The 13,712-nt window shown below is 74.6% G+C and carries 13 protein-coding genes; 4 read left to right on the top strand and 9 right to left on the bottom strand.

All coding sequences use genetic code 11. The annotated features are described in order from the left end of the window. Window positions 1-2: 2 nt before the first annotated feature. Window positions 3-1,676 (bottom strand): hypothetical protein, encoded by a 1,674-nt coding sequence (locus MJ876_RS13085; protein WP_240236741.1) that lies wholly within the window; start codon window positions 1,674-1,676, stop codon window positions 3-5. Between the two features lie 206 nt (window positions 1,677-1,882). Here MJ876_RS13085 and MJ876_RS13080 point away from each other — a divergent pair, with 206 nt between their 5' ends. Continuing rightward, on the top strand, window positions 1,883-2,698 hold the full coding sequence (locus MJ876_RS13080; RefSeq protein WP_240236740.1) for a hypothetical protein: 816 nt from the start codon (window positions 1,883-1,885) through the stop codon (window positions 2,696-2,698). Beyond that, window positions 2,695-3,135, top strand: a complete 441-nt coding sequence (locus MJ876_RS13075) for a nuclear transport factor 2 family protein (RefSeq protein ID WP_240236739.1) — start codon at window positions 2,695-2,697, stop codon at window positions 3,133-3,135. The genes MJ876_RS13080 and MJ876_RS13075 overlap by 4 nt, the downstream gene beginning before the upstream one ends. Window positions 3,136-3,183: 48 nt before the next feature. On the opposite strand, the gene MJ876_RS13070 is transcribed toward MJ876_RS13075, so the two are convergent. Beyond that, window positions 3,184-4,443, bottom strand: a complete 1,260-nt coding sequence (locus MJ876_RS13070; RefSeq protein WP_240236738.1) for an acyl-CoA dehydrogenase family protein — start codon at window positions 4,441-4,443, stop codon at window positions 3,184-3,186. 176 nt (window positions 4,444-4,619) lie between these two features. Here MJ876_RS13070 and MJ876_RS13065 point away from each other — a divergent pair, with 176 nt between their 5' ends. Then, window positions 4,620-6,062 (top strand): suppressor of fused domain protein, encoded by a 1,443-nt coding sequence (locus tag MJ876_RS13065; RefSeq protein WP_240236737.1) that lies wholly within the window; start codon window positions 4,620-4,622, stop codon window positions 6,060-6,062. Between the two features lie 223 nt (window positions 6,063-6,285). Continuing rightward, window positions 6,286-6,705, top strand: a complete 420-nt coding sequence (locus MJ876_RS13060) for a thioesterase family protein (protein WP_240236736.1) — start codon at window positions 6,286-6,288, stop codon at window positions 6,703-6,705. A gap of 40 nt (window positions 6,706-6,745) precedes the next feature. Here the strand turns inward: MJ876_RS13060 and MJ876_RS13055 are convergent, their stop codons facing one another. Genes MJ876_RS13055 through MJ876_RS13025 form a run of 7 tightly spaced genes read right to left on the bottom strand, consistent with a single transcriptional unit; the run spans window position 6,746 to window position 13,704 of the window. Beyond that, a complete protein-coding gene (locus tag MJ876_RS13055) occupies window positions 6,746-8,416 on the bottom strand; it encodes a cyclic nucleotide-binding domain-containing thioredoxin-disulfide reductase (RefSeq protein WP_240236735.1) in 1,671 nt (556 codons plus the stop codon). After that, on the bottom strand, window positions 8,394-8,672 hold the full coding sequence (locus tag MJ876_RS13050; protein ID WP_240236734.1) for a UBP-type zinc finger domain-containing protein: 279 nt from the start codon (window positions 8,670-8,672) through the stop codon (window positions 8,394-8,396). Before MJ876_RS13050 ends, MJ876_RS13055 begins: the two co-directional genes overlap by 23 nt. Beyond that, on the bottom strand, window positions 8,669-9,166 hold the full coding sequence (gene trxA / locus MJ876_RS13045) for a thioredoxin (RefSeq protein ID WP_240236733.1): 498 nt from the start codon (window positions 9,164-9,166) through the stop codon (window positions 8,669-8,671). Before trxA ends, MJ876_RS13050 begins: the two co-directional genes overlap by 4 nt. Then, window positions 9,163-11,847: an ATP-dependent chaperone ClpB gene (gene clpB / locus MJ876_RS13040; protein ID WP_240236928.1), complete on the bottom strand. Its 2,685-nt coding sequence runs from the start codon at window positions 11,845-11,847 to the stop codon at window positions 9,163-9,165. The genes trxA and clpB overlap by 4 nt, the downstream gene beginning before the upstream one ends. Further along, on the bottom strand, window positions 11,838-12,179 hold the full coding sequence (locus MJ876_RS13035; protein ID WP_275694934.1) for a chaperone modulator CbpM: 342 nt from the start codon (window positions 12,177-12,179) through the stop codon (window positions 11,838-11,840). The genes clpB and MJ876_RS13035 overlap by 10 nt, the downstream gene beginning before the upstream one ends. Then, window positions 12,176-13,141 carry a DnaJ C-terminal domain-containing protein gene (locus MJ876_RS13030; RefSeq protein WP_240236732.1) on the bottom strand — a complete coding sequence of 322 codons (966 nt, stop codon included), beginning with the start codon at window positions 13,139-13,141 and terminating at the stop codon, window positions 12,176-12,178. The genes MJ876_RS13035 and MJ876_RS13030 overlap by 4 nt, the downstream gene beginning before the upstream one ends. Further along, a complete protein-coding gene (locus tag MJ876_RS13025) occupies window positions 13,141-13,704 on the bottom strand; it encodes a nucleotide exchange factor GrpE (RefSeq protein ID WP_240236731.1) in 564 nt (187 codons plus the stop codon). Before MJ876_RS13025 ends, MJ876_RS13030 begins: the two co-directional genes overlap by 1 nt. Window positions 13,705-13,712: the final 8 nt, after the last annotated feature.

The following is a 13,712-nucleotide window of genomic DNA, read 5'->3' as shown; positions in this document are numbered from 1 at the left end:
CCCTACCGCAGCTGCCAGCGCCCGCCGCGGCGCACCAGCGTGCCCTCGACGGAGCCGCTCAGGCTCTCGATCACGGCCCCGACCTCGATCTTCCTTCCCGCCGGGACGTCGGTGTAGCCGTACCCCGCCTCGTCCATGACGTCGCCGTAGCAGTCCGCGGGCCGCCGGGCGTAGCCGGGGATCGGCAGGATCGGGCCGCCGTACGACCACGCGGTGGCGTCGACCGGGGCGACGTCCCAGCGCGGGCGGCAGGGGCGGCGCCGGTCCGGGTTGCCCGTGGCGCGGAACGCCTCGCCGCCGGTGACGACGAGGCCGTCGACGGTCGGGTTCGGCAGGGGCAGGCGCACCACGTCGAAGGCGCGCGCGCCCTCGCGCCACAGCAGCGACTCCTCGGCCCCGCGCGACACCAGCAGGGACGGCTGCAGCTGGACCTGCGGCACGAACGCCGGCCTGTCGAGCGGCCGGGCGACCCACCTGCGACCGTCCGCACTGCCGAGCGCGAGCCCGGACACGGGCGTGGGCCCACCGTACTGGTCGCCGGACGCGGCGTCCTCGGGCCAGCACGCCACGAGGAAGACGACGTCGGTGCTGTCGGTGAGGTACTCCGCCTCCGCACCCCGGCACCGCTGGCCCGGCGCCGCGCGGGCCACGGTGGCTGGCCGGGTCCACTCGCGCTCACCCCGGGGCCGGTACTGCGCCACGATCCGCCGGCCGTCGGGCGACCCGATGGCCGTGGTGCTGCCGTCCTCCAGCCGCACGGGCTGCATGGCGATGCCGGCGCGACGGCCCCGGTCCTCGACGGCCAGCAGCCCGGACTCGGGCAGGTCGTCCGTCCAGCTGTCCCCGGAGGGCCGGATGGCGGCGGTGTCACCCGTCGTGCTGGTGCTGAAGGTGACCGCCGTCCCGGTGCTCCGGACGTCGTCGAGCACGCAGTAGCTGCCGCCGAGGGAGGGGGTGCGGTACACCTCGGTGAGCTCGCTGGAACGGGGCTCCCCGGCCCACAGCACGTACCGGCACCCGTCGGACTCGTCGGTCCGCACGGTCGCGAGGCGACCGTCCTCCAGGAGCACCAGCCCCGGGCGCAGGAACGACTGCATGTCCAGCGGCGGTCCCTCGACCGTCGTCTGCTCCCACCGACCACCCTCGGCCGTCCACGTCGCGATCCGGTACGGCGGCGCCGGGTCGGTGGACCGCACGTCGTCGTTCGGGATCGTCACCGTCGCGAAGGTGCCGTCCTGCGCGAGCTCCGGCCCGCCGGCGCCCTCGATCGGCTCGCAGGACACGTCGCGGCACACCGCCGCGTCGACCCGCGCGTAGGTCTCACGCTCGTCGTCGTCCGCGCCGTACCAGTCGAAGGAGGCCACGGCCGTCATCCCGTCCGCGTCCAGCTGGACCCCGGCCGCGACCAGGTCACCCCCGTCGACCACCGTCTGCGGAGAGGTCCACCCCTCCCCCTCCGGGTCGCTCCACTGGGCCGCGTACTCGCCGTCCCCGACGTACCCGACCGCCAGCTCGCTCCCGTCGGACAGCGTCACCCGCTCGTGGCCCCCGGTGCCGTCGTCGTCGACGCTCAGGTCGTCGCCGTACGACGGCCCACCGAGGCCCAGCACGGCGCAGCCGCCGGCGGCGAGACCGAGCACCGCGACGACGACGGACCCCCGTGCTCGCGACCCCATGACCCTCCCCCGTCGTCCGCCGGCACGGCGGTGATGCCCGCGATCGAGTCGCGGGAAAACGCATCCTGACCTCATGACGCGACCGGGGCGGGATCGGTTGCCGCTGGTGCCGGCAGCGGCGCCCCTCCCGCGCGGAGGACGTTCGCGCGGGGCCCCCGGTCCGCGCCGAAGCACGGGTTGGGGCCCCGAGGGGCTAGCGTCACGACGTGGTGTCCTTCGGTGCGGTCAGGCAGTTTCACGTGCAGCGGGCCGTGCAGGAGTACGACCAGCTCGGCGGCGACGCCTTCCTCGAGAAGTACGGCTTCGGTCGTGCGGTGGACTACCTCCTCGTCCAGGACGGTCGCGAGTACGACTCCAAGGCGATCCTCGGTGCCGCTCTCGGCTACGCGGTGGGTGAGCCGGCGACGCCCGGCGAGTTCAACGGGGGCCGCACCGGCGCGGCACGGGTCCTGCGCGACCTGGGCTTCGACGTCGTCGACCAGACCGCGCGCGACAGCGAGGACGTCGACCCCGCCGAGGCCCGCGCGACCTGGGCCGAGGCCGCCCGCGCCGCCCTCCTCGAGACGGCCAGGCACTACCAGACCGTCGTCAGCCAGAAGGTGCTCGCGACGGCCGTCCAGGACCGCACCGGCCTCACCTCGGCGCAGCCGGTGCACCTCTGGATCGGCGACGTCCTGCTCGCGGTCGCCGAGGACAACGCGGCGCGCTCCGAGCCGTCGCTGCCGTCGCTCTGCGTCGACGAGCGCGGCCGGGCGGGGCAGCGCTACACGCGCGTCGTCAAGGCGATGACGGGCGCCGTCCCCGAGGACGCCGACGACCACGCGGCCGCCGAGCGGCTGCGCTGCCACCAGCACTTCGGCGCCGTCGACCTCCCGTCGAACGGTGGCCGGGCGGCGGTCACCCCGCAGGTCGCTCGTGCCCGGGCCGCGGCCGCCCCGTCGCCCGCGGACCGCATCCCTCAGCTGTGCCCCACCTGCTTCGTCGCCGTCCCCGCGAGCGGGATCTGCGACGCCTGCGCGTGACCGACTCCGGTCCGGTCCACCCCGGTCCGGCCCACCCCGGTCTGGCCCACTCCGAGCTGGTCGGCCGCTACCTCGAGGCGCTGGCGCGAGCCGACCTCGACGGCGTCCTGGCGTTGTTCGCCGAGGACGCCGTGGTCCACTCCCCCCTGTACGGCGACCGCCCGGCGCAGGCGTTCTACGAGGAGCTGTTCGCCGACACCGAGCGCTCGGAGCTGACGCTGCGCAGCGTGATGCACGGCGAGCGGGACGGCCACCCGGTCGTCTCGTTCTGGTTCGACTTCGACTGGACCCTCGCGGACGGGACCCCGGCGCCGTTCACCGTCGTCGACGTCGCCGAGCTCGACGACGAGGGCCTGGTCACGGACCTCCACATCGTCTACGACACCGCACCGCTCCGGGCGGCGTTCGAGCGGCAGCGGGCCCGGCCGACCCGCTGACGCGGGCCGGCGCGGGCCGGCGGGCCGGCGCGGGTGGCCGCGGTCGGCTCAGGTGTACCAGGTCGGCTCGGGGATCTCGCCGAGCAACGTCCACCGCCCGACCTCGGCCCGCTTGTGGGCGACCGGGTCGTGGAGGCTGTGGGTGCGGATGTTGCGCCAGAACAGGTCGAGGCCGACCGCGCTGGCCGAGGCCCGCGCGCCGGTGACCTCGAAGACCCGGGTGCCGACCTCGAGGCCGACGTCGATCGCGACCTGCTTGGCGGCGGCGATCACCACCGCCGCCTCGCCGCGCTCCTGCTCCGTGACGTCGTCCGGGTGGGCGTTGACGGCCTCGACGAACGTCGCCGCCCGCTCGGCCAGCGCCTCGGCGGCCCACAGCTTGGAGCGGAGGTCGCCGTACGTCTCGAGGACGTAGAACTCCTCGCTCCCCCGCTGCTTGAGGTCGGGGGTGTAGGGCCAGGCGCGCGTGCGCTCGCGGGTGTACGTCGCGGCGGTGGTCAGCGCGCCCTCGGCGATTCCGACGTAGAGGTTCGCGAAGATGATCTGGATGAGCGGCACGTTGAGGGTGTTGTAGACCCGTGGCCGGAACACGTGGCCGCCGTCGGGGGTCTCGACGTACCCGGCCGCGGCGGCCCACGGCACGCGGACGTCGTCGATGCGGACGCCGCCGCTCTCGGTGAGGCGCTGCCCCAGGCTGTCCCAGTCGCCCTTGAACCGCAGCCCCGGCTGGTCGGTGGGGACGATGGCGAACACGTGGTCCTCGGTCCCCTCGATCACGCCCTCGAGGACGGTGGCGTCGGAGATCCGCCCGCCGGTGGAGAACGACTTCTCGCCGCTGAACACGAGCTCGTCGCCCTCGACGCGGATGGTCAGGTCGGTGTCGCGCGGGTTGACGGCGCCCCCGAAGAACCAGGTGTTCTCGGTTGCCTGCTGCTCCACCGCCTCGATCTGCTCCGGCGTGCCGACCAGGCGCGCCGCCCACGCCCACAGGTAGTGGTAGCCGAGCAGCTGGCCGATGGACCCGTCGCCGGCCGAGACCGCGCGGACGACGCGCAGCGCCGTCGTCCAGGTCTGTCCGCCGCCGCCGTGACGGGTCGGCCCCAGGAGGGTGACGAGCCCGCTGTCTTTCAGCAGCCGCACCTCGGCGTACGGCGGCTGGTTGGCGCGGTCGCGCTCGAGGGCGTCGACGGCGAGCCGGGAGGCGACGTCCCGGGCTCGCTCGACCCAGGCCTCGGGGGTGGTCGGGGCCGGGCCCCACTCGGGGACGGCGCGGACCTCGGCGGTCGCGGTCTGGTCGGTGACGGTCATCGAGTGGTCCTCCGGTGTCTGTGCCCGGCCCATTGTCGAGCGGTTCGGTACACCATGCCTCGGGTCGTTTCAGGAGCCCAGGACCGGGAAGGAGGCGTCCCCGACGGGGGCTCCACACGGGACCGATCCCGTGACACCCGCGGACGAGACGACCACGACGAGACGGGAGCGACCTGATGGCCGCCGACGAGGACCGACCCACCGGATCGACACCACCCGGGCGCGAGCCCCTGCCGCGTGACGAGCTCCGGCGGTCGGCGTGGATGGCGCACCTGCGGACCCACCTGGGGCCGGAGGCCCTGGTCCTCGAGGAGGAGACCAGCCTCGACGTCGAGCTGGACCTCCTGGTGTTCCCTCCGACACCGGAGCGCGACTTCGTCACCGTCGTCACCTCCGGCATGGCTGACCTCCCGGCGCGTGAGGGCCGGACCGCGGACGCGCCGGAGGCGCCGCGGGTGGAGCTGGCCGTCGCCGTCCCCCCGGGCTGGCCCGGCCTCGACCCACCGGCCGCGGGGGCACTCGACGACCGGGCGGACCCCTGGCCGCTCCTCGTCCTCCGGGTCGTCGCCCGACTCCCCCGCGACGGCGGCACGGACCTCCGCTGGGAGGACACGGTCGCGAGCCTGGGCCCCCTCTACCCGGACGGGTCGTCCTTCGCGGGCGCCGTCCTCGGTCCGCCGGTCGGCCTGCCGCCGGCGGTCGTGCTGCACGACTCGCCCACGGGTCGCACGGAGCTGCTGGCCGTCCTCCCGGCCACCGAGAGCGAGCTGGAGTACCGCACGCGCATCCCCGGAGGCGGCGACTCGCTGGTGGAGCGCCTGGTCCGGGCTGGGGTGTCGATGGTGGTCGACCCCGCCCGCGGCCCGGCGGTGGCGCCCCCGCCGTACGCCCTCCACCTGCTGCTCGACCGTGTGCCGGCCCATCTGGGTGAGGTGCTGGAGCCCGTCGTCCCCCACTTCGCGGCCAGGCTCACCGAGGATCGGCGCGACGAGGCGCTGTTCCCGCCCGAGCCCAGCCCGACGGTCCCCCAGGTGCGGATGCGGGTGGGCCCACCGTTCGCCCCCACGGTCCTCGCCGAGGCGGTCGCCGGCGACCCCGCGCTCGTCGCCGCCGTGGACGGGCACCGCGCGACGGTGACCGTGTTCCCGGAGCACGCGGTGGACCCCGACGACCTCCCGATGAGCCCCTACTCGTTCGCACAGATGCTCGCCGACACCCCGAGCACCACGGCGGTCTGGCTGCCCCACCAGCGGCGGCTGCTGACCGCGGAGTCGTTCGTGCGCGCCATCGACGACGAGCCCATCACGCTGGCCTCGGTGCACGAGACCACGACGGCCGACGGCACGCCCGCCGCCCGCACCCACGGACTGGCGGCCGTCGGCGCGCGCGAGATCTGGTTCAGCGAGCCGGGGACGACGGGACGCAGCGCCGCCAAGCGCGTCGCCGCCATGCTGAACCGCGGCGGGGACGGCGCCGTCCCCCGCGCCGGCGACGACGTCCGCTACGGCACCACCCGGTACGGCCTCACCGACGGCACCGTGCCCGGGACGGACGAGCCCGTGCTGGTGATGTCGGAGGAGGTGAAGGAGAGGCGGCGGCTGTTCGGCCGCAGAGCCTGACCGAGCCCGAGCCCGAGCCGGCGTACCGGTGGCCCCGCTGCGTGTCTGCCGGGGCGCGTCCGCCCACCGGCGACTGCGCGATCCGAGCCGTCCGCGCAGTCCGCCGGTGGGTCGCACCCCCATGGCAGACCGCAGACTAGGTGCTCGGCGGGCCGGTCGGCCCCCTGGTCCAGACCACTTTCACAGGCCACGCGACCCCCACGACCGGAGGCAGGGACAGACCATGGAGCAGCACCCGGTCTGGCGGGCGCCGGTGCGCTACGCCGAGTGCGACCAGCAGGGCGTCGTGTTCAACGCCCACTACCTGACGTGGGCCGACGAGACCTCGATGGCGTGGTTCGCCGACGTCGTGGGCCTCGACGCCGACGACCGCGGCGCCGTCCTCGACGCGCTGATGCTCCGGCGCAGCACGCTGGAGTGGTCCTCCGGCGCCCGCTTCGGCGAGACGGTCGAGGCGTACGTCGACGCGCTGTCGCTGGGGCGCAGCTCGCTCGTGCTGCGCTTCACCCTCACCGCCGCCGGGCGTCGCTGCTGCGTCGTGGAGACGACGTACGTGTGGACGTCCGGGGGCCGCTCCGCGCCCTGGCCGGAGCACCTGCGCGCGGCGGTCTCGACGAACCTCCTGGTCCCGGGCGGGGACTGACCCTCCTCGGTTGCGGCCCGGGCGGTCGCCCGCGACGCACCTAGAGGCGGCCCGTGGCGCGGAGGTGGTCGTAGGCCTGGCGCACCCCGATCGCGCCCTCGCCCGCGGCGGACGCAACCCGCTTCACCGAGCCGCTGCGCACGTCACCGACCGCGACGACCCCCGACCGGTCGGTCCCGAAACCGGTGACCGACCCGCCCGGGAGGTCCCCGGTGAGGACGTACCCGCGCTCGTCGAGGGACACCTGCCCCTGCAGCCAGGACGTGTGGGGCTCGGCGCCGATCAGCACGAACAACGCCGTGGCGGCGACGCGCTCGCGGCGACCCGTCTCCAGGTCCCGGACCATCACTGCGTGGAGCGCGTCGTCGCCGACCAGCTCCGCGACCTCGCTCGAGCGTCGGACCGTGATCCTCGGGTCCCTCTCGACGCGGTCGCTGAGGTAGCGCGACATGTCCCGCGACAGGTCGTCGTGACGGATCACGAGCTCGACGGTGGCGGCGTTGCCGGCCAGGAACACCGCCGCCTGGCCGGCGGAGTTCCCGCCCCCGACGATCGTGACCGGGTCGCCGCGGCACAGCCGCGCCTCGAACTCGGTGGCGGCGTAGTACACGCTCGGGCCCTCGAGGCGATCCATGCCGGGCACGTCGAGACGGCGGTAGTGGACGCCGGTGGCGAGCACCACCACGCGCGCCTCGACCTGCCCGCCGTCGACGAGGCGCACGACGAAGTGGCCGTCGACGCGGTCGAGCGCCCGGGCCTCCGCGGGGATCGTGAAGGTGGCCCCGAACGCACGCGCCTGGACCACCCCACGGTCGGCGAGCTCGGCCCCCGAGACGCCCGCCGGGAAGCCGAGGTAGTTCTCGATCCGCGACGACGTCCCGGCCTGGCCCCCGGTCGCGACCGCGTCGAGCACGACCGTGGAGAGACCCTCGGACGCCGCGGTCACCGCGGCGGCCAGACCGGCCGGGCCCGCGCCGACCACCACCACGTCGTACGTGTCGTGCCCGGGCGCCTCCGCGCGCAGCCCGAGCAGCGCGGCGAGCTCGGCGTTGGAGGGGTTGCGCAGGACCGTCCGCCCCTTCCAGATCACGACGGGCGTCTGGTCCGGGGGCACGGCGAAGGCCCGCAGGGTCTGCTCGGCGTGCGGGTCGTCCTCGAGGTCCTCCCAGCGGTAGGGGATCCGGTTCCGGCTGGCGAAGTCCCTCAGGCGGCGGGTGTCGGCCGAGAAGCGCGAGCCGGTGATCCGCAGGCCGGCGCCGAGGTCGGCGTGGATGGAGCGCCGCACGATGAGGGCCCGCAGGACCAGGTCCCCCAGGGCCTGGTCCTGGACGACGGCCTCCCGGAGCCGCTCGAAGGGGACCTCCAGGACCTCCACGTCGGTCCGTGCGACGGCGGTGACGTGGACCGCCTGGCCGGTCAGCATCGACAGGTCGCCCACGAACCGGTGCGGCCCGTGGACGGCGATCACGCGGGGGCCGACCTGGGACTCGTCGCCCTGCACCACGGCGACCAGGCCCTCCAGCACGACGAACAGCCCGCAGTCGCGGTCCCCCTCGCAGAAGAGCATGGCGCCCTCGGGGAACGTCCGGCGCTCGCCGTACCGCGACAGCAGCAGCACCTGCTCCTCGTGCAGCCGGGGGTAGGCGCCCGTGGTGTCCGGCGTCTCGGTCAGCCCCGGGGCCCCGGCCTCAGACGAACTGGTCGTCGACATAGCACCACCTCCAGTCCTCGCCCGGTTCGATCGAGCGGACGACGACGTGGCCGGTCGTGGCCGCGTGGGCGCGGGTGTGGCGCATCGGGGAGGAGTCGCAGCAGCCGACCTCGCCGCACGTGAGGCACTGGCGCAGGTGCACCCAGGGCGTGCCGAGGCGCAGGCACTCGGCGCAGCCCGGTGTGCGGGGTGGCCCGACCGGGCGGATGAGCGGCAGGTGCGGGTCCGGGACGGACGGGGTCGGCTGGGTGCTCATGATCGGTCCTCCGAGGTCGGCTGGTCGTGGTCGGGGCCGGGCGCGGCAGCGCTCCCGGGCAGGTTGTCGGTGAGCCAGGCCCGCAGGGCGGCCGCGGGTGCGGCGCCGATCTGACGGGCCACGACCGTTCCGTGGTGCAGCAGGACCAGCGTGGGGATGGCCTGGACCTCGAAGCGACGGCTCACCTCGGGCGCCTGGTCCGCGTCGACCTTGACCAGCTTCACCCGGCCCGCGAGCTCGGTCGCGAGCTGCTCCAGGGCGGGGCTGACCCGGCGGCAGGGGCCGCACCACGGCGCCCACACGTCGACGAGCACGGGGATGGTCGACCCGTCGACCACGGCGGCGAAGTCGGCGTCGGAGGTGTCGACCACCCACGGCAGCGGGTTCCCGCAGCTGCCGCAGCGCGGGGCGCCGTCCGCGGCGGCGGGCACCCTGTTCCGCGTGCCGCAGTGCGGGCACACCACGACCCGCGCGGGGGTCCTCGTCGTCGTCATGCCACGGCCTCCCTCTGCTCGACGTCGGGTGGCTCGACGTCGGGTGGCTCGACGTCGGGTGGCTCGACGTGAGGTGGGTCCGCGTCGACGGTGAGGACGTCGCCGGTGACGTCGACGACGATCGTCGAGCCGGCCGGCAGGTCGCCGCGCAGGAGCGCGCGGGCCACCCGGGTCTCCACCTCGCGAGACACGAACCGCCGCAGCGGGCGAGCGCCGTACGCCGGGTCGAACCCCTGCTCGGCGATGAACCGCCTGGCCTCCGGGGTCGCCCGGAACCCGATCTGCTGCTCCGCCAGCCGGTCCCTCAGCTCGCCCAGCTGGAGGTCGACGATGAGCTCGATCTCGCCGAGCGTCAGCGGCGTGAACAGCACGATCTCGTCGATCCGGTTCAGGAACTCCGGGCGGAAGTGCGACCGCAGGGAACCCATCACCCGGCTGCGGGCGTCCGCCGTCACCTCGCCGTTGCGGGTGACCCCGTCGAGCAGGTGCTCCGACCCGATGTTGGAGGTCATGACGACGACGGTGTTGCGGAAGTCGACCGTGCGCCCGTGGGAGTCGGTCAGGCGCCCGTCGTCGAGGACCTGCAGCAGGGTGTTGAAGACGTCGACGTGGGCCTTCTCGATCTCGTCGAGCAGGACCACCGAGTAGTGCTTGCGTCGCACCGCCTCGGTCAGCTGACCACCCTCCTCGAAGCCGACGTAGCCGGGTGGGGCCCCCACCAGCCGGCTGACGGTGTGCCGCTCCTGGTACTCGCTCATGTCGAGCCGGACGATGTTCTCCTCGCTGTCGAAGAGGGCCTGCGCGAGCGCCTTGGCGAGCTCCGTCTTGCCGACACCCGTCGGACCGAGGAAGACGAAGGACCCGATCGGGCGCGTCGGGTCCTTGATGCCGGACCGCGCCCGCACGACGGCGTCGGTCACGAGCTGCACCGCCTCGTCCTGACCGATCACCCGCTCGTGGAGCACGTCGTCGAGCCGCAGGATCTTGGCTCGCTCGCCCTCCTGCAGCCGGCTCACGGGGATGCCCGTCCACCGCGCCACGACGGTGGCGATCTCCTCGTCCGTGACGACCTCCCGGAGCAGACGCCTCGCGCCCTGCTTCGCCTCCAGCCTCTGCTCGGCCGCCGCGAGCCGCCGTTCGAGCTCGGGCAGCCGGCCGTGGCGCAGGCTCGCGGCGCGGCTGAGGTCGTAGTCCCGCTCCGCCTGCTCGCTCTCCAGCCGGACCTGCTCGATCTCCTGGCGCAGCCCCTGGACCTCGCGGAGCGCCTGCCGCTCCGACTCCCACTGGGCGCGCATGGAGTCGGCCTCGGCCTTCAGGTCGGCGAGCTCCTTGCGGAGCTCCACCAGGCGGCGCTCGCTGGCCGGGTCGGTCTCCTGGCCGAGGGCGGCCTCCTCGATCTCGAGGCGGGTCAGCCGACGGGTGAGCCCGTCGAGCTCCGCCGGCATCGAGTCGATCTCCGTGCGCAGCATCGCGCAGGCCTCGTCGACCAGGTCGATGGCCTTGTCGGGGAGGAACCGGTCGGAGATGTAGCGGTGGCTGAGCGTGACGGCGGCGACCAGGGCACCGTCGTGGATCTTGACGCCGTGGAAGACCTCGAAGCGCTCGCGCAGGCCCCGGAGGATCGAGAGGGCGTCCTCGGTCGTGGGCTCGTCGACGACCACCGGCTGGAAGCGGCGCTCGAGGGCGGCGTCCTTCTCGATGTGGGTGCGGTACTCGTCGAGCGTCGTGGCCCCGACCATGTGCAGCTCGCCCCGGGCCAGCATCGGCTTGAGTATCTGGCCCGCGTCCATCGCGCCCTCGGACGCGCCCGCCCCGACGACGGTGTGCAGCTCGTCGACGAACAGCAGGATCCTGCCCTCGGCGGCCAGCACCTCGTCGAGGACGGCCTTCAACCGGTCCTCGAACTCGCCGCGGTACTTCGCGCCGGCGACCAGCGAGCCCATGTCGAGGGAGAACACGGTCTTGTCGCGCAGGCCGTCCGGGACGTCGCCGTGGTGGATGCGCTGGGCGAGGCCCTCCACGATGGCGGTCTTGCCGACCCCGGGCTCCCCGATCAGCACCGGGTTGTTCTTGGACTTGCGGGACAGGATCTGCACCGTCCGTCGGATCTCGGCGTCCCGGCCGATCACCGGTTCGAGCCGCCCGGCCGCCGCATCGGCGACGAGGTCGCGCCCGTACTTGGTGAGGGCCTCGTAGGTCCCCTCCGGGGTCGCGGACCTCACCCGCTGGGAGCCTCGGACGGCGGTCAGCGTGGTGAGGAAGGAGTCGCGCGTCACGCCGTGCTGCGCGAGGAGGCGACCGACGGCGGAACCCGCCCCCTCGACGAGGAGCGCGACCACCAGGTGCTCCACCGACACGTAGTCGTCCTTGAGCCTCCGCGCCTCGGTCTCGGCCGCCTCGAGGACCCGGTTCAGCCGCGCGGTGACGTACACCTTCCCCGGCTCCGCACCGGACCCGGTGACGCGTGGGCGCCTCCCGAGCTCGGCCTCCAGCTCCTCGCGCAGCCTGTCGGTGTCCGCCCCGGCCCGCGCCAGCAGCGGTGGGACCAGGCCGTCGCCCTGGTCGAGCAGCGCGAGCAGCAGGTGCTCGCCGTCCACCTCCTGGTGGCCGAACCGCAGCGCCGTGGTCTGGGCGTCGTGCAGCGCCTCCTGGGACTTCTGCGTGAGTCGGTTCAGGTCCATCGGGCTCCACCGTCCTCGGGCGATCGGCGCTGGGACCTCTCCAGGTGGGAGATCCGGTCGAGCAGGTCCATCACCAGGCCGAGGGAGGAGTAGGTGAGGTTGAGCCGGAGGTGGAGCCGCTGGAGGGTCGCCATCTCCCGGACCGCGGACGGCGCGAACCAGAGGCCGCCCTCGGCGTCCCGGGTGACCTCGAGCAGCCCGAGGGCCACCAGCCGACGGACCAGGTCGGGGTGCACCCCGGTGATGCGGGCGTAGCTGTCCAGGCTGAGGCGGGCGGGCCGCGCGAGCGCCCACGTCGTCCCCCGTGGCGTGGGTGGTGTCGTCGTGGTCATCGTGAGCTCCTCGGGTCGAACGTCGAGACCTGGTCGAGCCGCTCGAACAGGGCCCGCTCCTCCGGCGAGGGCGACGGCGGCACCCTGATCTGCGCCTCGGCGTACAGGTCGCCGGGCCGGCCCCGGGCGTTCGGCAGCCCGCGGCTCCTCAGGCGGAGCCGGCGGTGGCTGGACGTGCCGGCCGGGACGCTGACCGTGGCCCGGCCCCCGGGGGTGTCGACGTCGACCGACGCCCCGAGCGCCGCCTCCCCCGGGGCCAGCGGCAGCAGCACGTGCAGGTCGCGGCCGTCCAGGCGGTAGCGCGGGTGGGGTGCGATGCGGACGGTGAGGTATAGGTCGCCCGGCAGGCCCCCGTCGGATCCCTGGCTCCCCTGGCCGCGCAGACGGATCCGCTGACCGTCCACGACGCCCGCGGGGATCCGCACGTCCAGCGACCGCGGACCGTCCGGGCCGGTGATGGTCAGCGTCCGCTCGGTCCCAGCGTAGGCGTCCTCCACGGTCACCTCCACCTCGGCCTCGTGGTCGGAGCCGGCCACCGGTCCCCAGCCGCCCCGGCCGCGGCCGCGGCCACCGAAGATGCCGCCGAGCAGGTCCTCCAGGTCCACGTCGTCGCCGGAGCCGGAGTAGCGGAAGCCGCCCGGTCCCCCGGCCCCGCCCCAGCCGCTCGCCCTGCCGCTGCCGCTGCCGGCCTGCGCGTACGCCTGCGCCCGCTGGTAGGCGTCGGGGTCGACGTCCGCGCCGACGCGCCGGAAGTCCTCCCCGAACGCGTCGTACCGCCGGCGCTGGTCGGGGTCGGAGAGCACGTCGTACGCCTCCGACAGCTCCTTGAACCCCTCCTCCGCACCGGGGTCCTTGTTGACGTCGGGGTGGAGCGTGCGCGCCAGCCTGCGGTACGCCCGCTGGATCTCCGACGGGTCGGCGTCGCGGGACAGCCCGAGGACCTCGTAGAAGTCCCTGGCCATCACTCGCTCCGGGTCGCGACGACGACGGACGCCGGCCGGAGGATCTGGCCGTCGGGGCCGTAACCGGGCCGGACGACCTGCGCCACGGTGCCGGGGACGAGCTGCTCGTCCGCCACGGTGCTGACGGCCTCGTGCTGGGCGGGGTCGAAGGCCCTCCCGGTCTCGTCGTCGCGTCGCGGGTAGCCCAGGTCCGCGAGGACCGAGAGGGCCTGGCGCTGCACGGCACGCACGCCCTCGACGATCTGGTCGGGGTGCGAGGCGGCGTGCTCGAGGGCGCGCTCGAGGTTGTCGAGCACCGGGAGCCACCGGGCGGCGACGGCGGCCCGCTCCTGCTCACGGGCGCGGGCCACGTCGCGCGCGGACCGCGTGCGGAAGTTCTCCAGCTCCGCGGCGGTACGCCGCCAGGCGTCCTCGAGGTCCGCGACCCTCCGGGCCGTCCCGGACTCGGGGTGGGTGCCGGTGGGGGCGCCCGTGGCGCCGTCGACCGCGCCCTCGTCCCTGTCCGGGGACGGGGACGGGGACGGGGACGGGGACGGGGACCGGGGTGGCTCCTGCTCGACCATGGCGACGT

Source organism: Nocardioides sp. CFH 31398 (assembly GCF_022436705.1).
Lineage (GTDB): Bacteria > Actinomycetota > Actinomycetes > Propionibacteriales > Nocardioidaceae > Nocardioides.
The sequence above is the reverse complement of the archived record's forward strand: the minus strand, read 5'-3'. Positions and strand labels throughout refer to the sequence as shown.

What these genes read in the sequence shown, in the direction of transcription:
- MJ876_RS13085 (WP_240236741.1), bottom strand. Translation starts at nt 1,676, where the DNA reads ATGGGGTCGCGAGCACGGGGGTCCGTCGTCGTCGCGGTGCTCGGTCTC.
- MJ876_RS13070 (WP_240236738.1), bottom strand. Translation starts at nt 4,443, where the DNA reads ATGACCGTCACCGACCAGACCGCGACCGCCGAGGTCCGCGCCGTCCCC.
- MJ876_RS13065 (WP_240236737.1), top strand. Translation starts at nt 4,620, where the DNA reads ATGGCCGCCGACGAGGACCGACCCACCGGATCGACACCACCCGGGCGC.
- MJ876_RS13060 (WP_240236736.1), top strand. Translation starts at nt 6,286, where the DNA reads ATGGAGCAGCACCCGGTCTGGCGGGCGCCGGTGCGCTACGCCGAGTGC.
- MJ876_RS13055 (WP_240236735.1), bottom strand. Translation starts at nt 8,416, where the DNA reads ATGTCGACGACCAGTTCGTCTGAGGCCGGGGCCCCGGGGCTGACCGAG.
- MJ876_RS13050 (WP_240236734.1), bottom strand. Translation starts at nt 8,672, where the DNA reads ATGAGCACCCAGCCGACCCCGTCCGTCCCGGACCCGCACCTGCCGCTC.
- trxA (WP_240236733.1), bottom strand. Translation starts at nt 9,166, where the DNA reads ATGACGACGACGAGGACCCCCGCGCGGGTCGTGGTGTGCCCGCACTGC.
- clpB (WP_240236928.1), bottom strand. Translation starts at nt 11,847, where the DNA reads ATGGACCTGAACCGACTCACGCAGAAGTCCCAGGAGGCGCTGCACGAC.
- MJ876_RS13035 (WP_275694934.1), bottom strand. Translation starts at nt 12,179, where the DNA reads ATGACCACGACGACACCACCCACGCCACGGGGGACGACGTGGGCGCTC.
- MJ876_RS13030 (WP_240236732.1), bottom strand. Translation starts at nt 13,141, where the DNA reads ATGGCCAGGGACTTCTACGAGGTCCTCGGGCTGTCCCGCGACGCCGAC.
- MJ876_RS13025 (WP_240236731.1), bottom strand. Translation starts at nt 13,704, where the DNA reads ATGGTCGAGCAGGAGCCACCCCGGTCCCCGTCCCCGTCCCCGTCCCCG.